Source organism: Zhongshania aliphaticivorans, from assembly GCF_001586255.1.
In the GTDB taxonomy this organism is placed as follows: Bacteria; Pseudomonadota; Gammaproteobacteria; order Pseudomonadales; family Spongiibacteraceae; genus Spongiibacter; species Spongiibacter aliphaticivorans.
Window position 1 is genome coordinate 2,940,993 of the sequence record NZ_CP014544.1, and the last position, 24,959, is coordinate 2,965,951.

Annotated in this window: 18 protein-coding genes and 1 tRNA gene; 3 read left to right on the forward strand and 16 right to left on the reverse strand. The window is 48.6% G+C overall.

Features of this window, described 5'->3' with window-relative positions; translation table 11 throughout:
* Nucleotides 1-433: 433 nt before the first annotated feature.
* Complete coding sequence (gene pyk, locus AZF00_RS13020; RefSeq protein ID WP_008248670.1) at nucleotides 434-1,882, reverse strand: pyruvate kinase; 1,449 nt, start codon at nucleotides 1,880-1,882, stop codon at nucleotides 434-436.
* Entirely contained in the window at nucleotides 1,879-2,922 is a 1,044-nt protein-coding gene (gene gap, locus AZF00_RS13025) for a type I glyceraldehyde-3-phosphate dehydrogenase (protein ID WP_008248667.1), read from the reverse strand. The genes pyk and gap overlap by 4 nt, the downstream gene beginning before the upstream one ends.
* A gap of 230 nt (nucleotides 2,923-3,152) precedes the next feature.
* On the opposite strand from gap, the gene AZF00_RS13030 reads away from it, so the two are divergent.
* On the forward strand, nucleotides 3,153-4,034 hold the full coding sequence (locus tag AZF00_RS13030; protein ID WP_008248666.1) for an SIS domain-containing protein: 882 nt from the start codon (nucleotides 3,153-3,155) through the stop codon (nucleotides 4,032-4,034).
* A 5-nt stretch (nucleotides 4,035-4,039) separates the two neighbouring features.
* Here the strand turns inward: AZF00_RS13030 and AZF00_RS13035 are convergent, their stop codons facing one another.
* The 10 genes from AZF00_RS13035 to AZF00_RS13080 all read right to left on the reverse strand — a co-directional run bounded on the left by AZF00_RS13035 (nucleotide 4,040) and on the right by AZF00_RS13080 (nucleotide 16,749).
* Nucleotides 4,040-4,666: a bifunctional 4-hydroxy-2-oxoglutarate aldolase/2-dehydro-3-deoxy-phosphogluconate aldolase gene (locus AZF00_RS13035; RefSeq protein WP_008248664.1), complete on the reverse strand. Its 627-nt coding sequence runs from the start codon at nucleotides 4,664-4,666 to the stop codon at nucleotides 4,040-4,042.
* A gap of 35 nt (nucleotides 4,667-4,701) precedes the next feature.
* The gene (gene pgl, locus AZF00_RS13040; RefSeq protein WP_008248661.1) at nucleotides 4,702-5,403 is read right to left on the reverse strand and encodes a 6-phosphogluconolactonase; all 702 of its coding nucleotides are present in this window, start codon (nucleotides 5,401-5,403) and stop codon (nucleotides 4,702-4,704) included.
* The gene (gene zwf / locus AZF00_RS13045) at nucleotides 5,403-6,872 is read right to left on the reverse strand and encodes a glucose-6-phosphate dehydrogenase (RefSeq protein WP_062383897.1); all 1,470 of its coding nucleotides are present in this window, start codon (nucleotides 6,870-6,872) and stop codon (nucleotides 5,403-5,405) included. Before zwf ends, pgl begins: the two co-directional genes overlap by 1 nt.
* A 76-nt stretch (nucleotides 6,873-6,948) precedes the next feature.
* On the reverse strand, nucleotides 6,949-8,760 hold the full coding sequence (gene edd / locus AZF00_RS13050) for a phosphogluconate dehydratase (protein WP_062383900.1): 1,812 nt from the start codon (nucleotides 8,758-8,760) through the stop codon (nucleotides 6,949-6,951).
* A 159-nt stretch (nucleotides 8,761-8,919) separates the two neighbouring features.
* Nucleotides 8,920-10,581, reverse strand: coding sequence for a glucose-6-phosphate isomerase (gene pgi / locus AZF00_RS13055; RefSeq protein WP_008248657.1), 1,662 nt, complete (start codon nucleotides 10,579-10,581; stop codon nucleotides 8,920-8,922).
* A 72-nt stretch (nucleotides 10,582-10,653) separates the two neighbouring features.
* Nucleotides 10,654-11,574, reverse strand: a complete 921-nt coding sequence (locus AZF00_RS13060; RefSeq protein WP_008248656.1) for a PfkB family carbohydrate kinase — start codon at nucleotides 11,572-11,574, stop codon at nucleotides 10,654-10,656.
* On the reverse strand, nucleotides 11,574-13,118 hold the full coding sequence (locus AZF00_RS13065; RefSeq protein ID WP_008248655.1) for a mannitol dehydrogenase family protein: 1,545 nt from the start codon (nucleotides 13,116-13,118) through the stop codon (nucleotides 11,574-11,576). The genes AZF00_RS13060 and AZF00_RS13065 overlap by 1 nt, the downstream gene beginning before the upstream one ends.
* 74 nt (nucleotides 13,119-13,192) lie before the next feature.
* A complete protein-coding gene (locus tag AZF00_RS13070) occupies nucleotides 13,193-14,908 on the reverse strand; it encodes a purine-cytosine permease family protein (RefSeq protein ID WP_008248653.1) in 1,716 nt (571 codons plus the stop codon).
* Between the two features lie 155 nt (nucleotides 14,909-15,063).
* Nucleotides 15,064-16,029, reverse strand: a complete 966-nt coding sequence (locus AZF00_RS13075; protein ID WP_008248651.1) for a sugar-binding transcriptional regulator — start codon at nucleotides 16,027-16,029, stop codon at nucleotides 15,064-15,066.
* Nucleotides 16,030-16,080: 51 nt separating this feature from the next.
* Nucleotides 16,081-16,749: an HAD family hydrolase gene (locus AZF00_RS13080; RefSeq protein ID WP_040803304.1), complete on the reverse strand. Its 669-nt coding sequence runs from the start codon at nucleotides 16,747-16,749 to the stop codon at nucleotides 16,081-16,083.
* 509 nt (nucleotides 16,750-17,258) lie between these two features.
* On the opposite strand from AZF00_RS13080, the gene AZF00_RS13085 reads away from it, so the two are divergent.
* Nucleotides 17,259-18,530 (forward strand): hypothetical protein, encoded by a 1,272-nt coding sequence (locus AZF00_RS13085; RefSeq protein ID WP_008248647.1) that lies wholly within the window; start codon nucleotides 17,259-17,261, stop codon nucleotides 18,528-18,530.
* Nucleotides 18,531-18,896: 366 nt separating this feature from the next.
* Here AZF00_RS13085 and AZF00_RS13090 read toward each other — a convergent pair.
* The 3 genes from AZF00_RS13090 to AZF00_RS13100 form a co-directional block, all read right to left on the reverse strand.
* Nucleotides 18,897-18,973: transfer RNA gene (locus tag AZF00_RS13090), tRNA-Arg, on the reverse strand.
* A 183-nt stretch (nucleotides 18,974-19,156) separates the two neighbouring features.
* The gene (locus AZF00_RS13095; RefSeq protein WP_008248640.1) at nucleotides 19,157-20,179 is read right to left on the reverse strand and encodes an SAM-dependent methyltransferase; all 1,023 of its coding nucleotides are present in this window, start codon (nucleotides 20,177-20,179) and stop codon (nucleotides 19,157-19,159) included.
* A 146-nt stretch (nucleotides 20,180-20,325) separates the two neighbouring features.
* Complete coding sequence (locus AZF00_RS13100; protein WP_008248638.1) at nucleotides 20,326-21,462, reverse strand: CaiB/BaiF CoA transferase family protein; 1,137 nt, start codon at nucleotides 21,460-21,462, stop codon at nucleotides 20,326-20,328.
* A gap of 214 nt (nucleotides 21,463-21,676) precedes the next feature.
* On the opposite strand from AZF00_RS13100, the gene AZF00_RS13105 reads away from it, so the two are divergent.
* Nucleotides 21,677-22,465, forward strand: a complete 789-nt coding sequence (locus AZF00_RS13105) for a crotonase/enoyl-CoA hydratase family protein (RefSeq protein WP_008248637.1) — start codon at nucleotides 21,677-21,679, stop codon at nucleotides 22,463-22,465.
* On the opposite strand, the gene AZF00_RS13110 is transcribed toward AZF00_RS13105, so the two are convergent.
* Nucleotides 22,462-24,900 carry an efflux RND transporter permease subunit gene (locus tag AZF00_RS13110; RefSeq protein WP_008248636.1) on the reverse strand — a complete coding sequence of 813 codons (2,439 nt, stop codon included), beginning with the start codon at nucleotides 24,898-24,900 and terminating at the stop codon, nucleotides 22,462-22,464. The genes AZF00_RS13105 and AZF00_RS13110 overlap by 4 nt on opposite strands.
* Nucleotides 24,901-24,959 lie beyond the last annotated feature (59 nt).

Consider the following 24,959-nt stretch of genomic DNA (forward strand, 5'->3'; position numbering starts at 1 on the left):
GGAAATCGATTGGTCACAGTTTGACCGCAGCCAAATTTCTGGCAAATTTCCGGCAAAAAAGCCAGATGAAATATTTTTCACATATAAGTCAAACACTTACGCTTAGCTAGCCCTGTACGATCTAACCGTGCGACAGTCTGGTCGCAACCGAAGTTCGGCGCTTCATCTCCACTTGCCTGAACTGAAAATCAATTCCCTCTAATTATTAGTGTTCAAAAAAAGGCCTACATAGTCGTTATTTACAAGCTTCATAATTATACCGACTAGAAATGCGTAATTTTTAGCAGAGTAGATAATCGACAAATAGTGTTATTTTTGTGCTGATATAACTCCATTGACCGAGAGAAATTACGGAAATCTTGAGAAAAAAAACGCGCCATAGGCGCGAAAAGTAATGCGGGACAACAGACCTGACAGACAGCAATGGACCTCCCTAGCCCAAGCGGTCACCCACATTGACAATCTTAATGGTGTTAGTGCCACCATGAACGTTGTTGTAATCCCCTTTCGAGAGAATCACCCAATCCCTTTCTGCAACCAAGCCGCGACGCAGCAGTTCGGAAACCACACTCTCGTTTATTTTGTCTGCGGGAACATCGGCAACTTGGTAGCTTATTGGTATAACGTTGCGATACAGAGCAACGCGGCTTTCGGTTTTCGCGTTCGGTGTAAACGCAAATACCGGTATATCGGAAAAAATACGGGTCATTAGCAGCGGTGTATTTCCGGTTTCCGTTAAGCTGATAATCGCGGTCACGCCTTGCATATGGTTGGCAATATACATCGCCCCCATGGCAACGGACTCATCGGCCGCAACAAAGTTTTCATGCAAGCGGTGCGACGACACCCGCGATTCCGGGTGTTTTTCTGCGCCAAGGATAACCCGATCCATCGCCGCGACCGCCTCAACAGGGAAGCGCCCGGCCGCAGTCTCGCCGGAGAGCATCACCGCGTCGGTACCATCTAAAACAGCGTTAGCCACATCAAATACTTCGGCACGGGTCGGCAGCGGGCTGTCGATCATACTCTCCATCATTTGCGTCGCGGTGATTACCACTTTCTGTAATGCGCGACTGCGCTTGATCAAATACTTCTGCACACCAATCAAGGCAGCGTCGCCAATTTCAACACCAAGGTCGCCACGAGCAACCATCACCACATCTGAGGCGCGAATAATATCGTCCAGTAGGTCGAGATCGGCCACGGCTTCAGCCCGCTCAATCTTGCTTACAATGCCGGCTTTGCCGCCAGCATCAACAAGTGCTTTGCGGGCGCGGTGCAAGTCGTCTGGACTACGCACGAACGATACGGCGAGATAGTCCACGTCGATCTCGGCCGCGAGCAAAATATCGGCAAAATCCTTTTCAGTCAGCGCGCTGGCCGCTAGACCGCCACCTTCCAAATTAATGCCTTTGTTGTTCGAAAGACTGCCGCCCACGATGACCTGTGTAATAATTTTAGATCCTAATTTTCGCTCTACCTCCAGCACTATGCGACCGTCGTCCAACAGTAGCCTGTCACCAATTACAACTTCATCAGGCAAGCTAGTGTAATCAAGACCTACGCCATCAATGCTGCCACCGTCACTCGGCAGGCTCGCATCCAGCGTAAAAATTTGACCGTTTTCAAGCGTTACTGATCCTGCAGAAAAACGCGATATCCGGACTTTAGGGCCCTGTAAATCACCCAGCACAGCGACACTCCGACGATGCTGTTTTGCCAGCGCCCTAACCTCTTCGGCGCGACGGCGGTGGTCGGCTGGGCAGCCGTGGGAAAAATTAAGCCGAACCACATTGGCACCAGCAAGTATTAGCTTTTCTAGCACGCCTTCGCCGTCGGTAGCTGGGCCTAGGGTGGCAACAATCTTGGTGCGGCGAATCATGCGGCGTGACTTCCTCTACTGTTTACTGCAGGTTTTGCCACCGCCATCAACGCTAAGCAGTTATCCAGCATTCGATTTGAGAAACCCCACTCATTGTCATACCACGCCATCACCTTAACCATTCGGCCATTTACGCGGGTTTGCAATGAATCAAATATGGACGATGCTGGCTGATGATTAAAATCAATCGATACCAACGGCTCGTCGTTGTAAACCAAAATACCCGACATCAGGCCGTCGGCCGCCGCCTTGATCAGACTGTTCACCTCCTCAATAGAGGTGTCTCGACTCGCCAAAAAATTAAAATCAACCAGGGAAACATTAATCGTTGGCACCCGCACCGCCATGCCGTCCAGCTTACCGGCCAGCTCAGGAAGTACTAAGCCAACCGCCTGCGCAGCGCCAGTCTTAGATGGAATCATCGACTGCCCTGCCGCACGCGCCCGATAAAGATCGGCGTGGTAAACATCATGTAAGTTTTGGTCATTGGTAAAGGCGTGAATAGTGGTCATGGAGCCCTGTTCAATACCAAGGCCGTCGTTAAGCACTTTGGCAATAGGTGCGAGGCAATTTGTTGTACATGATGCGTTAGAGATCACCTCGCTGCGCGCATTTAACACCTGGTCGTTTACGCCGTAGACAACGGTTGCATCCACGTCGCTGGCGGGCGCCGATACAATAACTTTGCGTGCCCCAGCACGGATATGTGCAGCGGCTTTGTCCCGAGACGTAAACAAGCCGGTACATTCAAAAACCACATCAATGGCCAGATCGTCCCACGGCAATTTCGCGGGATCGCGCTCAGCAAAGGTAAGGATTCGATCACCGTTCACCATTAAGGCGCCGTCGGCCGTCTCGACCTTCCCATTGAAGCGCCCGTGCACAGAATCGTAGCGTGTTAGATGAGCATTTGTGGTGTTGTCGGCGAGATCGTTAATTGCCACTAGCTCTACAGAATCGCTATAGCCAGACTCATAGAGAGCACGAAGAATGTTTCTACCTATACGGCCATAACCATTTATTGCAGCGCGGATCTTCATAGCCAATACCTTTACCTAACGCGTTAATGTTATTTAATTACAATATACCACCAAAAAAAGACAATTAAAACATTTTAATGTAATAAAATTACACCAATTACAGTATAGGCATCTCGAAGTCTTTGGATAAGATCACCAGTTTGTTGAAAACATTAGTGTTTCAGGTAATGCTGCGCCCCTTGCATATTTATCTTCGCGGTCGATCACCGCCAAACACCGGAATTTAGATAATGAACATTCTGCATTTAATCAAAGTTCAGCGTGATCAGCTCAGTAAAGCCGAGGCCAAGGTCGCAGATGAAATTTTGGCGGCGCCAGAAGAGGCGATGAATATGGCAACCGCCGAGCTTGCTAGCCGTGCGGGAGTCAGTGACCCTATGGTGTCGCGCTTTTGCCGCAGCGTGAGCTGCAACAGCTTTCCGGAACTTAAAGTACAACTTGCTAAAGCCCTAGCCCACCGCGCCAGCTTTATTAGTGAAGCGGTATCAAAAGGCGATACAGCCCATACCATTATCGAAAAACGCATTAACGCCAATCAAGCGGCACTTGAATATTTGCGCAGTCACCTCGACACCCAATCGATAGATGCCGCGGTTAAAGCCATGAGCGGTGCGCGGCAAATTATTATTGCAGGCATGGGCGGAGCCGCCGCCATCGCCAAAGATGCGCAACATAAACTATTTCGTCTTGGGATTCCCACCGTAGCCTACGACGACCATCTAATGATGCGAATGGCCGCCGCTGGCGCTTCGTCAAAAGACTGTTTTTTAATATTCTCAGTAACCGGCCGCACCAACGCTATGATTGAAATAGCCGAATTGGCGAAACAAAGCCAAGTGACCCTGATCACGATTACTAATCCCGATTCGCCATTAGCCAAACTGGCCGATATCACCATTACCTCTGGTGACGAGCTGGAAGACACTACCATTTACGTACCGATGACCACTCGAATTATTATCTTAACCATCATCGATATAATAGCAACGGCCTTAGCCCTCGCTCAGGGTCCCGCCGCCGAAGCCCAACTAACAAAAGTGAAACACAGCCTCGATACTACCAAGCGTAAGGCAAGCGCTGAGCGCAAAACCTCAAAAAACAGTAAGCCCTAAATCCATTACGCCGCCAGTCCCGCAGCCATGCGTGACAGGCGTTCTATTTCTGCCCAATCGCCCGCCGCTATCGCCGCTTTATCCAGCATCCAGGTACCGCCAACACAGGCAACATTGGCCAAGCTAAGATATTCCATCGCGTTATCGGGATTTATGCCGCCCGTTGGACAAAAGCGCAATTGTGGCAATGGCCCTAATATCGACTTCAACATGGGCACCCCGCCCGCAGCCTCAGCCGGGAAAAATTTTAGGTGGCGCTGGCCCTGTTCGAGCAATAACATTGCCTCGCTCGGACTATTCACCCCTGGCAACAAGGGAATACCTTCGGCGCGAGCGGCTGCAAGCAGCGTCAATGTACAGCCCGGACTTACTAAAAATTCCGCACCTGCCGCCTTGGCATTGCGCACGTCTTCAGCGGTAACTACCGTACCGGCACCAACCACTGCCTCAGGTAATGCCTTGCGAATAGCACTAATGGCCGCCAAACCAAACTCTGTTCGCAAAGTAATCTCAAGTACTTTAAGGCCGCCGTTGTAAAGCGCAGTTGCCAGTGGCACTGCGTCCTCTGCACGATCAATAACAATAACCGGAATGACTGGGCACAGATCCATAATTTCATCTAAGTTGCGCATTTTTAAATTCCACTATTCAAAATAAAAAAAGATAATTACGGGGCCCAATACACATCCACATCGGTATTTAACACTGCGCTGACCGGTGTCGACATAAAGTCGCTGCTGGCCTTTGCTGCGCAATACACCTCATATTTTTCACTGCCCGTAATAAGCAAAATTCGCTGCCGAGCCGCCGACAAATAGGGCAACGTTAAGCTCATACGCTCAGTGTGGGCGCCAGTCACTTCACTCTGCTGCGCGTGTATTACCGCGCAACGCGCATCGCCTGACGACATTGCATGAGCCAGCCCTGCGCCGTAGGGAAATAGCGATGCGGTGTGACCGTCACTGCCCATTCCTAACAGGCACACATCAGCCTTAGGCGGTAGCGCAGCAAACCGCGTTTCGCAGTCTTGTAAGCCTGCTTCAGCTGAGTGAGCCGCCGTTTTCATACCAATAAACCTCGCTGCGGCAGCGCGGCTCTGCAACAAGGACCGGCGGATAAACGCCTCATTGCTCGCAGCGTGCTCTTGCGTCACCCAACGCTCATCGACAAGCGCCACTACGACCTTAGACCAATCGAGCTGACGCTCCGCAAGTGCTTCATAAACCGCTTGTGGACTACTTCCACCCGACACCAAAAAACTTGCTGAGCCTCGCTCGGTAATCGCCTTATTAAGCAGCTCACTTATGTGATCCACCAGGGCTGTCACTAAGGACTGTCGCTCGTCAAAGCAATACTCGACCGCCGCCATTAATGCTGCTCTCCAGCGTTAAACCATTTAAAACCATCTTCGGCGAGCAGCTCGTCAGATTCCTCTGGCCCCCACGTTCCAGCCCTATACAAATGAGGATCCTGAGCATCCGATTGCCAGGCATCAATAATTGGATCTATCCAAGCCCAGGCATGGGCCACTTCATCGCGATGAATAAACAAGCTCGGATTGGCCGACACCGCATCGAGAATCAAGCGCTTATAGGCGTCGCTTTTAAACTTTTTGTAGGTGTCGGAAAAATTAAGATTGAGGGTGGCGGGCTGCAGACGCATATCCAAGGTGTCGAGATCTTTGGCCATCATAGTGAGCTGAATACTTTCTTCTGGCTGCAATCTAATGACTAAGCGGTTGGGCGCCAAGGCACCCGCATCACGATCGTAAACGCGATGAGAAACCTCTTTGTATTGAATAACAATCTCGGCACAACGCTGCTTCATGCGTTTGCCGGTACGCAGGTAAAATGGCACCCGCGCCCAGCGCCAATTGTCGACATAGGCGCGCAGGGCCACAAAGGTTTCGGTATTGCTCTGCGCCTCGGCCAACTCTTCAAGATAGCCGGGCACCAATTTGCCTTTATGGTTGCCGGCAACGTATTGGCCCCGCACGGTATGCCGTTTTACGTCGTCACCGCGCATTGGTCGCAAAGACTCTAATACTTTTACTTTTTCAGCGCGGATACTGCTGGCTTTCATCTTGTGGGGCGATTCCATAGCCACCAAACACAATAACTGAAGCAGATGGTTTTGCACCATATCGCGCAGCGCACCGGCTTCATTGTAAAAGCCGGCGCGCCCTTCCAAGCCAACGGTTTCAGAGATACTAATTTGAACGTGGTCAATGGATTTGGCATCCCACAATTGTTCAAAAATAACATTGGTAAAGCGCAACGCCATTAAGTTTTGAACGGTTTCTTTGCCTAGGTAATGATCGATGCGGTAGATAGCCGATTCATCAAAATAACGGGCAATCTCCTCATTTATCGCATTGGCTGTATCCGCGTTATAGCCCAGAGGCTTCTCCACCACCACACGGCTACGCTCATCGACTAAGTCATACTTAGCAAGGTTCTGGCAGCAAACGCCAAAAATAGCGGGCGGAATGGCTAAGTAATACACCCGCACCCGCTGGCGATATTCGTTTAATAGCTCGGCCATTGTCTGCCAAAAAGCACCCGACTCAGTAATATCAAGCTCTACCGGATACACATGTTCAATAAACGCTTGCGCCGCCTCTGTTCTGTACTCGCCTTCAGCTAAGTACTCCTGCAGGGCCTCATCAGCGTTCTGCAGGTATGCCGACTGTTCTTGCGCATTTCGGCAACAGGCAATCACCCTTGAGCTAGCGGGCAATTTGTCCTCGCAATAACTGCGATACAGCGCGGGAATAAGCTTACGAAACGAGAGATCGCCAGCACCACCAAAAATGACAATATCAAAGGGCTCTGTCATACCATTTCCTAATTATTTACGAGGTCAGTCACCAACAAGGGCGCATAGCCGAAGGCTTCCTAGCAACCGTGGGCAACTACATATCCATTACCGACGCACCGTGTTCGGCATCACTCACTAACTTTCTAAAACAAGAGAATAACTCGCGCCCCATGCCCTCTTGATGGCCACCGGCGTAAATCGCTACTGGCCGCTCGAACACAGATTCGTCAAGTACCCGCAAGACACTGCGCTCGGCGTCGAACTCGATCATATCGCCGTCACGCAACCGCGCTATTGGGCCACCATCAAGGGCCTCTGGGCTTAAATGAATTGCCGCAGGCACCTTGCCCGACGCCCCAGACATACGACCGTCCGTTACTAGAGCAACTTTGTAGCCACGGTCCTGCAACACACCAAGCAATGGCGTTAATTTGTGAAGTTCAGGCATACCATTCGCCTTGGGTCCTTGAAAACGCACCACGGCAATAAAATCGCGATTAAGATCACCAGAATCAAAGCGGGCCTTCATTTCATCTTGGTCATTAAAAATAACCGCAGGCGCCGTTAACACGCGATACTCAGGCTTGACTGCCGAGGTTTTAATCACCGAGCGTCCAAGGTTGCCCTGCAACAAGCGCAAGCCCCCTTCTTTGCTAAAGGGCTTTTTGACTGTGGCGATAATCTCTGCGTCCAAACTGACTGTCGGCCCATCGCGCCACACTAAACTGCCATCCTGATCTAAAAAGGGCTCTTTGCAATAACGCCGCATGCCACCTGCACCAGCGACCGTGCTCACATCGTTATGAAGCAGCCCGTTATCCAGCAATTCTTTAATTAATAGCGGCATGCCGCCGGCAGCCTGAAAATGATTTACATCGGCTAAGCCATTAGGGTAAATCCGGCACAACAAGGGCACCACTTCCGACAGCTCGGCCATGTCTTGCCAATTAATAATTACCCCAGCTGCGCGGGCAATGGCGACGAGGTGGATGGTGTGATTCGTAGAACCACCGGTTGCCAACAAGCCAATAATGCCGTTGATAATGCTCTTTTCATTAATCATCTCACCGAGCGGCAAAAACTCCGGCGATAGCGGCGACAATGTATTCAGCGTAGCAACCGCGGCTTTGGTCATTGCTTCGCGCATCGGCGTGCCCGGATTAATAAACGAACTGCCGGGCAACTGCATACCCATAATTTCCATCAGCATTTGGTTGCTATTTGCAGTGCCGTAAAAAGTGCAGGTACCGGCGCTGTGATAAGACTCACTTTCCGCCTTGAGCAATTCCGCTCGCCCTACCTTGCCTTCGGCGTAAAGCTGGCGAATACGGCTTTTCTCGGCGTTGGGCAGCCCCGACTCCATCGGCCCTGCGGGTACAAACAAACAGGGCAAATGCCCAAAGGCCAGCGCACCAATTGCCAAGCCCGGTACAATCTTGTCGCACACACCAAGACATAAAACGCCATCAAACATATCGTGAGAAAGCGCAACGCCAGCCGCCATCGCAATATTGTCGCGACTAAAGAGCGACAGTTCCATGCCCTCACGCCCCTGGGTCACGCCGTCGCACATCGCCGGCACACCACCAGCGAACTGAGCTACGGCGCCCAACTCGCGAGCCGCCGCTTTAATTTGCGCGGGGTAATCCTGAAACGGCTGGTGGGCCGACAACATATCGTTATAAGAAGAGACAATGGCAAAGTTCGCCGCGCGATCTATCGCCAGTGCAGACTTGTCGTGAGCATCTGAAGCGGCAAAACCGTGCGCTAAATTACCGCAGGATAAATGCCCTCGCGACACCCCAGGGCGATGGGCGCGACGAATTTTTTCAAGATACGCTTGCCGACTTGCTGCACTGCGCTCGATTACCGCTTGGGTGACCTTGTTGATAACTTCGTTAAGCACGCTATTTATCCTCACTGGGTCAGCCTTCCATCGTCATATGGCAAGGCTACACTGGATCAAATTTTAATTAACTAAATTAACCAATATACACAAAAAACCACTAAATAATATTTAAATGTAATTTTATTACACAAAAGCTTGTGTAACTAGCATACTGAATTAACACACCTCCGCAGACAGGCGCGCCAAGAGGGCTTCAGTAGAGGGGTCATGCCGCGCGCCAACTGAATCCTCACCGCACATCTCCCTACATATCCGCGATGCCAACTGTTTGCCTAACTCTACACCCCATTGATCAAAGGAGTTAAGGCCCCAAATAACACCTTGGCAAAATACCTTATGCTCATAAAGCGCGATTAGGCTGCCAAGTACTTTTGGACTCAGCTCAGGTATTAACAAGCAATTGCTAGGCCGGTTACCCGGCATTGTCTTATGCGCTACAAGTAAATCGAGCTTATCTGGCGCCAGCGAGCACTCGGCAAGTTCCGCTCGAAGCTGCTCCGCTGATTTACCGCACATCAAAGCCTCGGCTTGTGCCACTGCATTAGCGACAAGTATTTGGTGTTGCTCGGCATGTTCTGGCGCCTCGTGCGAAGTCGGAACAAGAAAATCACAGGGAATGAGATCTTGGCCTTGATGGATTAATTGGTAGAAAGCGTGCTGCCCATTCGTGCCCGGCTCACCCCAGATCACCGATCCCGTTGCCCAGCTCGCCGGAGCACCATCTTTTTGAATCGACTTACCGTTACTCTCCATATCCAATTGCTGCAAATAGGCAGGTAAGCGCGCTAAACGCTGGCTATACGGCAGCACAGCATAGCTTTGCGAGTTAAAAAATTGACGGTACCAAATACCCAGTACGGCCAGAACGAGCGGCATATTCTCTTTCAGTGGTGCCGACCGGAAGTGCTCATCCATTTCCTCAGCACCTGCCAACAACTCGTCAAACCCCTCAGGGCCAATTGCGATTGCGATTGGCAGCCCCACTGCAGACCACAGTGAATAGCGCCCGCCCACCCAATCCCAAAAACAGAATATGTTCGCGTCCAGATAGCCAAGCGCTATAGCGGCGCTCGGGCGTGCAGTAACGGCAAGCATATGCTGCTGTAAACTATTATCGTCCACAGCCAAATCTAACCCCGCAGCCAACCACCGTTTTGCCAGTCCCGCATTAGCCAAGGTCTCTTGGGTTGTGAAGGTCTTCGACGCGACAATGAACAAAGTAGTGGCAGGGTTTAAATCAGACAAAATATCGCAAATCAGCACCGGATCAACATTAGATACAAAGTGCATTTTAGGGCCACTGCGACCATAAGGCGCTAGCGCTTGCGTCACCATCGCAGGGCCAAGGTCCGAGCCACCGATGCCGATATTAACAACGTCACGAATCACCTCGCCGGTGGCACCCAGCCACTGGCCATTGCGCACCGCGGCAGCGCAATCAGCAAGGCGCTGCCGCTGCTCGCGTATCGCTGGCATAACATTGACGCCCTCTGCCACAATCGAATCCGGACCGTTATAACGCAAAGCTGTGTGCAAAACCGCTCGGTCTTCAGTGTTGTTAATAGCCTGACCCGTAAACATCGCCTCTCGCGCCGCACCCAGCTCCGAAGCCGCCGCCAGTTCAAAAAGATGATCTAAGGCCTCGTCATCAATGCGATTTTTTGAATAGTCAAGAAAGAGATTTGCCGCAGCAAGGGAATAGCGCTCAACCCGCCGCGGATCTTGCGCGAATAAATCGCGCATATGTATCGATTCCAGCCGCGAGAAATCCTGCTGGAGCACCGGTAAAAACGCCCTATTAACTAACGAAACCGACATATGGGTAATTTCCTATAATATTAAATCTAGATACGGATGCTTATTATTAGTTAGCGTTCTCAGCATCTCTATCTATGCAGGATTCATAAATTTCTGAATTTCGTGAATTGAAATTTTGGGCGTTGCTCCATGATTCTGCGCTACCAACGCACCAACCGCACATGCAAAATCAACAGCATATTGCGCATCTTTGCTAACACTTAACTGATAAATCAACGAGGCTAGAAAAGAATCTCCCGCGCCAACGGTATCCGCTACATTAATCAAAAAACCGGAGTTGTAGTAGGTTTTGTCACCTACTTTAAGCAGGGCGCCGTGTCGGCCCTTAGTGACGCATATATTAGAGGTATTAGTTTTATTCCCTATAAATTCAATATTCTGTTCCAAGGAATTAAATTTCGATCCCATTGCACCCGCAATTTCAAATAACTCATCATCATTAAGTTTTATAAAATCGGCTACGTTCATCAGCTCTACTAGAGTATCAAGCGCATAGTGTGGTTTTCGCAGGTTAACGTCAAAAACTTTGTAAACAGAACATTTGACTAACTGCCGCAAGGTATTGAGGGAAACCTCGCTGCGCGCGACCAAACTTCCAAAAACAAATATATCTGACGACTCAACACGCTCAGCAATCTTAGGTGTTAGTTCAATATTATCCCAAGCAGTATCTGTAGCAATCTCGTACGTTGCCGACCCACCCTTATCGAGAATAACCTCAACAGTACTTGTTTTTTTATTCGGATTAACTACTACTAAGTCAGAATCTAAGCCGCGTTCTTTTATATCGCTTAACAACTCATTGCCCAACGCATCGCTACCAACTGCGCTTAATATATGTGCCTCTACTCCCAACGATTGTAAGCGCAGGCAAACATTGAGAGGCGCACCACCTAAGCGTTTGCCACTATCAAAATAGTCCCAAAGCACCTCACCAAAACAACTTACTACAAGCGCTTCAGATGATTTTCTGTCAACAATTAAACCTGCCATCAGCTCACCTCTTCAGCTACAATTCTGTGTTTTTCCGAGAGAACACGATTCATAATTTCTCGTATGTCACTCGAGGGGGAATACAAGGAATCAATTGCTTTCGTATAATTAAGAGTAAACTCGCTATTCTCAACTAGATTTCCAAAAAAATGACGATTTCTCAAAAATGAAAGCTTATCTTCAGCGGTTTTTTGCGCGTACGCAGCCAGCTCTACAGCCATTGCATCTTGAATAGTAATCGCTAGCTGGGCTTGATTAAGCGCTTTATCGCTGTAAAAACACCAAGCCGCTATGACTAAAATCGCGAGAGATGAATCTCGCCCCTTGTCTATATTTTCGAAAATAGAAGACAGCAAAAACTTGGGTAGCTTAGCGGAGCTCTCAGAGCAAATACGAACCAGACTATCTTTAATATTTGGGTTCGCAAAGCGCTCAATAAGAGTGTCTTTGTAACCATCTAAATCGATTCCATCTAGATCATCCAGCAAAGGCGTTACTTCTAGATCCATAAACGCACGTAAGTACTGAGCGAAACACACATCAGACACCGTTTCGTCTATCGTTTCATAGCCATAAATAGAGCCAAGCAAACCAAGGACAGAATGCCCAGCATTCAGTAGCCGGATTTTCATTTTCTCAAATGGCGTAACATCACTTACAAACTGAGCCCCGACTAGGTCCCAATTCGGACGGCCGCAGCAAAAATCATCCTCAATGACCCATTGCGAAAATGATTCGCAGGTAATTGGCCATTGATCAATTACCTGAAAGGTGTTTTCTACGTAAGCAATATCTAACTTGCTTGTTACTGGTGTAATGCGATCCACCATCGCATTCGGAAAAGAGACGTTTTCTTCTATCCATTGACTTAAGCTAGGATCTAGCCGCTCAGCCAACGCCGTTATCATTTTCCGCGTGATCGCCCCATTATGTTGAATATTGTCACACGACTGTACCGTGAATGGGCCTAGGCCACTGACCATGCGTTTTTTCAAGGCGGCAATGATATAAGCAAATGCTGTTCTTGGGTCATTTGGATTCTGAATATCATGGCGAACATCGTCATTATCAAAATCAAACTCACCGGTCTCGGGATGGATATGATAACCACCTTCAGTGATGCTTAAAGAGACAATTTTGGTATCACTATGCGCTAATTTATCAATTACTTTTTGCTTATCTTCCGGTGCAAAAATAAAATCGATCATTGACCCTATAATCTTATTGTCAATTGTCCCGTTTGGATGACGAACCACCAAAGAATAGAGGTAATCTTGTTTGACGAGGATATCTCGCAAGTCACTATTACAATCCAGCAAACCGACGCCACATATTCCCCACTGCTCTGAACCCGGTGACTTCAATAGCTCGTTAAGATATGCAGCTTGGTGCGAGCGATGAAAACCACCCACACCAATATGAACAATTCCCGCCTTAAGCTGGCTGCGATCATATGTTGGAACATCAATATGGCTAGGCAATCTCGCCAATATCGACGAATTCAAGAATCCTTTATTCACTTGTTCGTGCGGTGCAGTATTCATATTCTACGCTCTACAAATAAGTTGATAACTAAAAAATATTTTGTCTTTGGCACATTGAAAAATCGCTGCAAGCATTAAGCATTAAGCTTTTTTTGACGGCGCAATGAAGTGTAGGCGCTGCCAAAATAGGCAATAGTGAAAATAAAGCAATAAGTCTCAAACTGGGATTTGTTAATTCTGTAAATTTCCATACTGGAACTAAAGAACATAACCTGGCAGGCGAATCCAGCAATAATAAGCAATGAAATTACGGATACCGCATTGAGAACTCTACTTACGACACTGGTGTCAACCACAAAAGCTTGATCATGAATAGCTTGTGCATCTTGAAACTCAACTATTTGCTGTTGCTCAAGTGCTTCTGCTGCTATCTCTTCACTGTAATTCCTGTCCGCACCATATTTTTTAGCCAACAAGGTGTAAGTAACAATCGTGAACATCCACGTTGGGATAAACAAATAGTAGAAAGACATAACGTCGAGAGCATTCAATCCAAAACCAAACATTAGCGCCAAAGCCCAAGAGCCTATGGCGGGTACACTTCGAGAAATATTCTGGTATTTCGCCCAATATCTGGTTAAGCCAATTTTTGGGAACAAAACGTGTTCAGCAAACACAATCCCACCAACAGGAACAACCAAGAGCCCTGCATACGTCAACAGCGGTAACATCTGCGAGAATACAAAGGGAAAGCAGGCGATAATAACGGTTACAACACCAACAACTGCGGTAGTTTTTTCTCTGGAATGATTAACAAAAATGGATTGCGCTGCCAAACCAGCGCGATACAAGTTGGCATTAGCGGTAGTCCAGCCCGCGATAATGATAATGACAAATCCTGTTAAGCCCAGCGCGTGATAAGCAACATCGCCAGGATCCAAACTGGTAATCGTAGTTTTCAGAAGAACAGCGGCGCCAGCGCCCATAATTCCTGCCGAAATCCACGCAATATAATGCCCGAAAAACATCCCAACACCAGACAATAAGCCGTAGCGCTTCCGCTTAGCAAAGCGAAATATCGCCATATCGATCAAACCAAAATGGGTAATCGAGTTCGCCGCCCAGGCAAAACCAATGACTTCTAACAGCCCAATCCCTTTCTCGCCACTACCGGTAAAGCCGGTCCATATAGAACTGTCACCTATCGCAATAAAATCAGACCAATTAGTAATCGCTGTATCGCCCAGCACATGAAAAGACAAGCCTGGGAACAAATTGAATGAGCCCGCGATAAAAATAACAAATAGCCATGGCGCACAAACCTTAGAAAAATCAGCCACAGTCGAGAATCCGTACATAGCAACCAGCACAACAATTGAACCCATGGCAATAACAATAAGAACAAACCAAAAGCTACTAGGATACCAATTGAGCTGTGCAGGTATATTAAATAAAAACCTAACAGCAGTGGACGACACCGTGATCATTGCCGCAGATATCACCGAGAAAATAGCGACGTTCGCCCAGTTATAAAGCTTGGTCATCGAGTTTCCGGCAATTTTGTTCAAGTAATTGTATAAACTCAATCGAGTTTCTACTGCAATTGGGGCGGTCAACAACCACCACGAACACATCGCCAGCAAATTACCAATTAACAAACCGAGTAAAATATCTTTAGTTGCGGCACCTAAGGCAACGAAGGTCGCGCCAATCACAAATTCCGTCGCAGCAACATGTTCGCCAGCATATAAACCAGCGAAATGTTTCCAACCATGTAATTTGTTGTTTGCAACGGGTAATTGCTCTTCATTAACGTCGGAAAATAAAATATTAATTTTATTACTAGGCATTTTACGACTTCCTATTTACTAGGTATCACCCTCGCTATACGGGTATGTGATATAAATTTTAAGATAAAGATCGAAAGTGCTAGATCGCCAGCTCTGTTGTTAACCAAGCTTAGTTAAGTCACTTAAAGGCACAGCAGTTCGATCTCCCGAAACGACTATTGCGATGATAAATTAAGCAGGGCTTTGGCCGTATATTCATTAGTAATTAGAGAATTAAGCAGTTTTCCTTTCAGCGCCGCATGGATAGCAACAATTTTATCCTCTCCGGCGGCAATTCCATATACCGGCTTTTTCGCGTTTATTATTAAAGGGGCACTCACCACTCTTTTATTTATTTCGTTTTTAAGAAGCTTGCCATTGTCGTCATACAGCCAACTGATGACCTCACCTTTTGCACCATCAGTCATGACGGCATCCAGTTCGTCATCGTCGATAAAGCCATCTACAAACAACGGGGAACTGTCCGTAATCTGGCCCACACCGACGAAAGTTGCGTCTGCTTGTTCAATTAAACGAAAGATACTCTTTACCGGCTGCAGGCTATGGAGCATTTTCTTCTCTTGCACAGACGATGCAATAACAGGAAGAGGCATGGGGTAATGCTTGGCGTTAACTCGATTAGCCATGGACACAACAATATCAAATGCCGAGGCGGCGCCGTCTGACATCATATTACCGAGCATGGAAACTAACTTATGGTGGTGGCATTGCATCGCAGGAAGCTCATCGATACATGCTTTTAAAGCTCTGCCTGTACCAAATGCTAGGACTTTTGGTGTTTCGGATTTTAGATAGCGCTCTAGTATTGCGGCACCGCACTGGGCAAGCCCGTGATTATCATTAGGTGAGGACGGGTCGCTTGGAACAACTTCGCAATCGAGCATACCAAACCTTTCTTTAAGTTGTTGAGCTAACTCCATGCATTGTGTTATTGGATGCTCCAAGCGCACTTTCACCAAGCCTTCACTGACAGCAAGTGCGACCAAGCGCTGAGCTGATTGCCTAGAAACGTCCAGTTTTTGAGCAATTTCATCCTGGGTATTCTTAGCAACGTAATAGAGCCATGCTGCGCGGGCAGCATCGTCTAATCGTTTCAACTCGGAGTTCGATTTATTATCCATAGTGATACCCTAATAATTATTATTTAATGACAATTATCTTATGTAAGTTGACTATTCAGCTGCTGGCAGCAGTTCTACTAGATCTTTCCAATGCGGTATCACTGGAACGTGGGGAAATGCATCTATAACCTTTGATACTGTACCGGCAAGATGGCGCCCACCAGTGTAATGAGCTACCTGCATCCCGGCCGAAATCGCTGCGGTCACCCCTGCATGACTATCCTCAATAACTAAGCACTCGCTGGGTGCGACCCCCATCTTTGTCGCGGCATACAGAAACAAATCTGGCGCCGGTTTACCCTGCGATACATCCTCAGCGGTAAATATCTTGGCTGTAAAAAAATCCTCTAAACCGCTAATTCGAAGTGCTTCGGCCGTGCGTTCTGGGCTACTACTGGTCGCCAAACAGAACTGCAGCTGCAGTCCAGATAAAAGTGCTTGAACGCCGTCTGTCGGTTGTAGCTCACACCTAAACTGTTCAAGCAGAACGGTGCGATACTCTGCTTCAAAAGACTTAGGCAAATTCACGTGAAAATTATCAAACACCTTTTCGCGAACGGATTTAAAGCTATACCCGAGAAAATGACGTTGAACATACTGAAAATCAATATCGACTCTTAGCTCGCGTAATTTCTCAATTAAAACTGTGGCGCTGATAATTTCGCTATCAATTAGCACGCCATCGCAGTCAAAAATAATCAGCTTAATATTATTATTCATTGCCATACCTATCACGTTTTGCATCGAGGACACCACAAGCTAGCTGTTGCTCCGATGAATATAGCTCGCCATACGAAAGCTATCGGTAATCGCGATAACTACGGTCTTCTCACTGCCCGAAGAGGCGTGAGCAAAAGCTCAGCTATCGAGCAGATTCCCACACACTAACCCCAATGTCAATCATGAATTCACCACCAAACACCAATATTAGCCTCACAGAAAGACCAAGGAGTTATTGTTACCTGCCCCTACAAAGAAGCCTCCAACACAATAAATCCTACTTAAGCAATTGATTAATAATACATTTAATATATTACCCTGAAAAAATCTAAGCGTGTACACCCAACAAAACTTGACGCCGAAATAACATACTGGGAATATGCTCATACTGTGAGCCATTGCCCACATAAGTTAATTTAATAAAAATATGACGATTTTGGCGCACCACACCAGTACCACATGACAATAATCAGACCTGCAAAGCCAGGCAAAACAACAAGGTAATAACCATGATAAAAAAACGCGTAACCCAATTAATCTGTGCTCGCTTGACCCTAGTTATTTCCTGCATAGCACTGTCAAACCCGACATTTTCCGCTGAATTTCTCGATAATAAAATTCAAGCCAAATTAATGCTTATGCAGGGTTTCCAAGCAATAGAGGCAAAGCCAGGTGCGTTTGAAATACCCAATACCGATATGGCACCGGGCTTCCAACGGCTTCGCTTTAATATTGAGCTAGCTGTTAAAGTTCACGATCACGTTACCGTCTATGTTGACCTCGGCGAAGAACCCAATGATTTCGGCACTGATGACCAGTTTGAAATTTCCCAAGATTTAGGCTACATCGACCTAGATATTTTCGGCCTAGCTGGAAGCGCTCAACAAGACCAAAGCTGGCTATTTCGTGCTGGGAACATTGTTTCCACGGTATTTGAGTTCCGGGGCTATTCGGACGGCGCCGCTGTACAAAGCAACCCACTTATTGGCAATTCCCCTATTGACTTTGTTACTGCAGAATCCGGCATTCAGAGCTTGTGGTCACACAAGGTGTCTGATTCGGTAATCACACAAGTGAATGCCGACATTGGCTTTACAGTACCGACGTTCTTTGAAGACTACAGTGGAGATCGAGGTTTCAACACCTTCGGTCGGCTGTCGCTTAACACGGGTTTCGGTTTAAATTTAGGCCTAGGCTGGTTTATCAGCAGTTTAGGTGACCAAGTCACTAACCGACCCTTTGCCGACGTGCAAACCGCTGGGCTAATTCAAGGCGATGGTGACAACTATAATTTCGCTGCGTCCGGTGCAAGTTCACGCGACACCCACGCTGGCCTACTGCCGGGCTTAGACGCGAATATTTTTCAAATCAACGCTCACTACCAAGCCCGCCCAGGCACCGAATTCCGTGGCTGGGCGGGTATCGCTAAAGATGAATTCAGCTTCGTTGATAGTAATGGCGATCAAACTGTAGCCAGTCAAGCCGTTGCTTATCAAGAGATCGCTAGCGAAATTAACTACTACGCAATCGAGGCCACACAATACCTCACACTCAACCGCTTATACATTGCATCGCGCTTTAGTTCGGCCACCAACAAGAGTGATAATATTTCTGGCGACAAGGACCTTAATCGCATCCAGCTCGGCCTAGGCTGGTGGCTAACGGACAACACCCTGTTCAAAGCGGAGTACGTCAAACAATCGGAAGGAAATACCTCCGCTGGGCAAATCGGCGCTGATTGGGATGGACTAACGGCAGAATTATCGGTTGTTTTCGACTAATTACTCTTCGCGCCAACCTCATTGAGGTAGAGCCGCGTATGGCCGTATGGTTTTAGAAACTGAGCCTGGGGTAGAACCTGGCCCATTGTGGATGGGACGGTGTGATTAACAGGGTTTGATGAGTGCCATCCCCCCTTAATGGGGTAGAGCCGCTTGACCGCTTGGCATTGGCGGCGCGGCGCATACTAAGAGGTCAACGACCACTTTCTCCCGGTGACAACGGGTGCGGCTAGATGGTCAAATTCGACACCCTTTGAAACGAGTTTTGTCACAGATTTGTCACTGGGGCGTCACAGAGGAATTTCAGGCATAAAAAAACCCAGACCGGAGGTCTAGGTTTCTTCATATAAGTCAAAGACTTATGTTTGGTGCGCCCGGCACGATTCGAACGTGCGACCGCCTGGTTCGTAGCCAGGTACTCTATCCAGCTGAGCTACGGGCGCTTCAGGCTGCGTACTATATGGATGTCGCCTCCCGCTGTCAACGACTTCGTGAAATAAATTCGTAATTAGTGATTTCTGCTCAAAAAATCGCCAAGATATTGATATATAACAGCATTCGGGTAATTCACTAACACAAATCAACCCTTAAAATACAGCGTTCAAAGCACTTTTTAATCATCTTCATTAATCAGCTAACTGCCCCGGCGTTAAAAGGTAGTGACCCACAAACCACTCCTGACCACCTCGGTAAGCAAACAACTCAGAGCAAGCGAGCATAAACATCCGCCAACGCTGGAACTGAATTTTGGGATTGGGTGCATCTTTTAGAATACTTAAGGCTTGGGCTTTGTTGGCATCTAGCTTAACTAACCACGCTTCAAGGGTTTTGGAGTAGTGCTCGCCATTGACTCGCCAACTGTCAACCATGCGCATATGTTCAGAGAAGTGCATTAAGGTGTCAAAGGCAGGCATTTGACCACCACTGAAGAAGTTGTCGGTCATCCAGCCACCATCAAAGGGGTAATGTAAGTAGGCGTGACAGAAGATGTGCACGAACATTAGCCCGTTCGGTTCTAGCCAGCCAGAGACATTAGCGAGTAATTCTCGGTAATTGCGCACATGCTCGAGCATTTCTATGGTCACGACTCTGTCGAAGCGCTCGGTTAATGTTAATTCACCCACATTGCAGGTTATAACCTTTACATTATTCAATCCACGCAACGCAGCTTGTGCCTCGATAAATGCCCGCTGAGCACTAGAGTTAGACACTGCCGTAATTTGCGACTGGGGGTAGCGAGCCGCAGCCCAGAGGGTAAAGCTCCCCCAGCCGCAACCCAAGTCCAATATCTTTTGGCCATTTTCGAGTTGTGCCCTTTCGGCATAAATCGCCAGCATGGCTTGCTCGGCATCCGCGAGGCTTTGGCAGTTTTCGCCCCACCAGCAACTGCTGTATTTCAAACACGGCCCGAGCATAAGTTGGAATAAAGCCGCGGGTACTTCGTAGTGCTGTTCATTTGCTTCACCGGTTTTAATGGCAATGGCGGAGACACTAAGTTCGTGACGAAATTGGCGACGGCGCGCCTCATTGCGATGTAAGTCGCCACTGCATTCTTGCACTAGACGATCCGCTAACTCTCGCCGTATACCTCGACGCAGCAAAGGATCAGGCACAAGACCACGCTCGGCAAGCATAATAGGACTAATCATAATTCACTCCGTACTGGCACATAGATAAGGCTTTGTTTTGCGCTTATTACGATGCCCTTCTCAATACGGATTTTGCGTATCTACATTTGAGTCAATAAAAAAGGGCCCCTAAGGCCCTTTAAAATAGATATAACCAAACCTGACGTTTAACTTAAAACACCTTCAGCGCGAAGACTGGCCAAGCTTGCGGCATCGTAGCCCGCTAGCTCAGCTAGCACCGACTCAGTGTCACTACCGGGCCGCGGTGCACCCTTAAGCACCTCAGGCGCGGTGCGACTAAATTTAGGCGCCGGCCCCGGCTGTATTTGGCCCTCCACTTCAATAAAGGATTTTCTGGCGACATTGTGCGGGTGTTTTGGCGCTTCGCTCATCGACAGGATTGGCGCAAAGCAGGCATCTGAGCCTTCAAATATTTCACACCACTGATCGCGAGTTTTGGTCAAAAATATTTCAGTGAGTTTCTGCTTCAGCTCGGGCCAGCGTGAAGTATCCATTTGCGCGCCAAAGCTGTCTTCGTCTAGACCGAGTTTTTCTTTAAGAATGTGGTAAAACTGGGGCTCGATAGGACCGATAGACACGTGCTTAGCATCACTGGTTTCGTAGGTTTCATAAAAATGCGCGCCGGTATCCAGCATATTTACACCGCGCTCGTCTTTCCAAAGATTTTGGTTATAAAAGCAGTACATCATATGCATCAGCGCCGCAGAGCCCTCTACCATTGAGGTATCGACCACCTGACCTTTACCACTGCGGCTCGCTTCTAAAATTGCGGAAACCACGCCGAACGCTAAAAACATACCGCCACCGCCAAAGTCGCCCACCAAATTAGCCGGAGGTACCGGTTTGTCCCCAGCGCGACCCATGGCATGCAGTGCGCCCGACAGGGAGATGTAATTGATGTCGTGACCAGCGGCTTGCGCCATTGGACCAGTCTGTCCCCAACCCGTCATGCGGCCAAATACCAGTTTAGGGTTACGGGCTAAGCATTGCTCGGGACCAATTCCCAAGCGCTCGGCCACACCTGGGCGAAAACCTTCAATTAACGCATCAGCTGACTCACACAGTTTCAATACCGCTTCGACTCCACGGGGGTCTTTCAAGTTCAGCGCGATGGATTTCTTGCCCCGTTCACTAATAATATTCGCTACTGGCGCGTCGGCAGCTGCCGACTTACGGGTAATGGAAATTACCTCGGCGCCCATGTCTGCGAACATCATGCCCGCAAAGGGCGCGGGCCCTAGCCCTTCTAGTTCAATAATCCGTATTCCGCTAAGTGGTCCCATAATTCTGTCCTGTCTGTACATTTAGTAGTGAGTGCGCCCGCAGCGGGCTTTATTTCGGATCAATCCGATTATTATCCGGCGCCCGCGTTTGCCTAATAAGCGCCAAGCCCGCTATTTTGCACCGCCAAACCAATTTAGGCAAAACGCAATGCCACGCCTTGGTAAAAAATGGCATGATGACGCTGTTGATGAATACTGAAAATTAGAGGTAAGAATGAAGCCCGCTGACCTGATTCAAATCGACCGCCGTCCTCCCCTTCTCTGGGTCACCATTAACCGCCCTCTCGCTCGCAACGCCGTCAACGGCGCAACAGCCCACGCCCTGGCCGACGCATTTCTAGAGTTCGATTCTGACCCCGAGCTATCGGTAGCCATTTTGTGTGGGGCTGAAGACAATTTTTGCGCGGGGGCTGATCTAAAGGCCGTCGCCAGCGACGACCCCGCGCTGCGCAACCCCCTTAATGCAGGCGGTATTGGCCCGATGGGGCCCAGCCGCATGCAATTAAGCAAACCGGTGATTGCTGCCATTGACGGCTATTGCGTGGCTGGCGGCCTAGAGCTGGCTTTATGGTGTGATATGCGCATTGCCACTGAACGCGCTATTTTGGGGGTGTTTTGCCGCCGCTTTGGCGTGCCACTTATTGATGGCGGAACCGTGCGCTTACCCCGCTTAATTGGCATGAGCCGTGCCATGGACATGATATTAACCGGTCGCGCCGTTGATGCCAGCGAAGCCCAAGCCATTGGCCTCGTTAATCGCGTAGTGAGTGTTCACAATCTTCGCGATAGTGCCGAGCAGCTCGCGCTGCAAATTGCCGGATTTCCTCAGGAATGCCTGCGCAATGATCGCCGCAGCGCCTACCAGCAGTGGGGCATGAATGAAGAGCACGCCATGCACAATGAATTCACCTTAGGCTTAAAAACCTTATCCTCAGGCGAAACCTTGGCGGGCGCCCAGCGCTTTGAACAAGGCCGAGGCCGCCATGGTGAGCCTGAAAGTTAAGTCGCCTTCAACGGCGATGAAACCGCTTCTGGCTCAAATTCTGGGCCAAAGGGTTTGGTAATTAATAGCAGCGCCGGCATAAACAACATGTCCGCTAATAAGGCCACCGTAATTGCGACACTCAGCAAAATGCCAAAGCTGGAAACAATCGCCAAGTTCGACAATAAATAACAGGAGAATGCACCCAACAATATTACCGTGGTAATTAACAGCGCAGGCCCCACATCCCGCATGGCGTCTTCTAGCGCGCGGCGGTAGTTGCCGGTTTGTAAAAAGCAGCGTCGAAAACGAATGACTAAATGCAGGGTATCGTCTACCGCAATGCCTATGGCGATGGTCGCCAGTAGCAACTTCATATAGTCGAGATGGATACCCAGCCAACCCATAAGTCCTAACACCACAATCACTGGCGCCAAGTTTGGAATCATCGCCAGCATGCCGACCTTTACCGAACCAAAGGCGAGGCAGAGAAACCCCGCAACGATAATGAAAATCAGGCTATAGCCGTAAAGCTGGGTATCAGCAATATATTCGCCCATTTTCACCCACATTAAGCCAATTCCCGTTTTACGAATCTCGGCATTGGGAATGGGGTTAGCCGCTATATAGTCATCAATCGTTTTTAGTAGCTCGGTAATCGCCGCTGATCCCGTCATCTCCACACGTAATTCCATCACCGTGCGACTGTAATCCTGAGACACAAATTCCTGCAGTTCTTCACCGCCAGACATTTCATAAACCAAGAAGTACTGAGCAATTAAATTCCGTTCCTCTGGCAGTCGATACCACGCTGGGTCATCGCCATGAAAACTGCGGTTGAGGTCTTTTTGTATATCCACAACCGAATAGGCTTTTTTGACCAAGGACTGGGATTCTGCAAATTGCTGGATGCCCTCAATGGCCTTTAGTACGTCCGGACGCTTAACGCCTTCACTGTCATCGGTGTCGATAATATAGGTGACATTAAGAATGCCGCCCATGACACTTTCGGCGAGTTCGGTATGCTGGCGCCACTCAACATGGGGCTTAAAGTCTTCTAGAAAATTAAAATCCACCTTGACCTGGGTCACACCAATTAAGGACACCAGCAGTACTGTGCCCCCCATCACTAACAACAGCATTGGACGCTTGAGGTTTATCGCAATACAAACTTCCACTGCGCGTAAAATTATCGGCAATACCGTGGTTTTTACTTGGTTGGGCTTTGTTGTAGTCTTAGTGCTCTTGCCAAACGACAGAACCACAACGAGTAAAGTCATCGATAATACAAAGGTAAAAATCACCCCTGAGGCCGCGTATAAGGCCATCTCACTCAGGACCTTGAGCTGTGACACTGTCATCACCAAAAAGCCAACGGCGGTCGTAATCGATGCCAATAAACACGCACCACCAACCTTGGCGATAGCCGCTTTTACCGAAGCTTGGCGGTCGCCGGTTTCTGCGTGGGCCCGTTGAAATTCGAGGAGAATATGCACCGACTGAGCTACGCCAACCGCGCAGATCAAGGTCGGTACAATACCGAAGAACAGGCCAAGTACCCAGCCAAAGGCCCCCATCATGCCCATGACCATAACAATGCTAAGCACTACGACGGCTAGCGGGCCAATCAAAGCGATGACACTTGCCCTAAATAGAATGGCCGACAGAATAGCCAGTACCACTAAGGTCACCGCCGTACCGATGGCCGCGTCTTCCATAAACACTTGGTTATACGCCGAGTTCATCGGCACATCACCAGTCAAGTAAAAATCAATACCCGCATACTCAGGACGCGCAAGAATCTCTCGAATCTTTATATCACTTACCTGAGGATAGAGATTGTCGAGTTGATTTCCTTTGGCCTCGTCGTAAATGATTTTCTCTAGGGGGTCTACGCTGCTGCGTTCCATTTCCAGAATAATCGCGGCGTAATCAGCCTTGGCATTAATAATGTAGTTCACATACAGCGGCCGCCCTAAAACCTCTTTGCGCAAATCCAATAGTTCCGCTTGGGTCTCAGGGAAGTCGAGCATGAGCTCATCAACGGTAATCGAGTCACCATCAGCGCGAATAAACTCAACCGTTGGCAAGCTGATCACGTCTCGCACATAGGGCACTTCGTCGGCAAACGCCTGGCTAAGCTGAGCCACTTGGCGCATAGCATCAATATTAAAGGGGCCGTGTTCTCGGTCGGGCACCCGATACACAATATAGGTCACTTCATCAGACAGAAACTCATCGAGATATTCGCTATAGGCAATATACGCTGGGTCGCTTTTATCAAAGTAGGCGTCGAGGCTATTATCGCTCTTCACCATACCCGCAAAATATAGGCCCAAGGCCAACATGACTACGGACAACAATAGGACCAATTTGCGGTGGTGCACCGCCCAATCCGCTAAATAGCCAAATGACCGATCGACTCGATCAACAAATTTATTGTTTTGAATGGCCATAGCCAATGGTAACTCCCCTGTTTGTTATTATGATTTCGCTGTATACGAGCACTATTAAG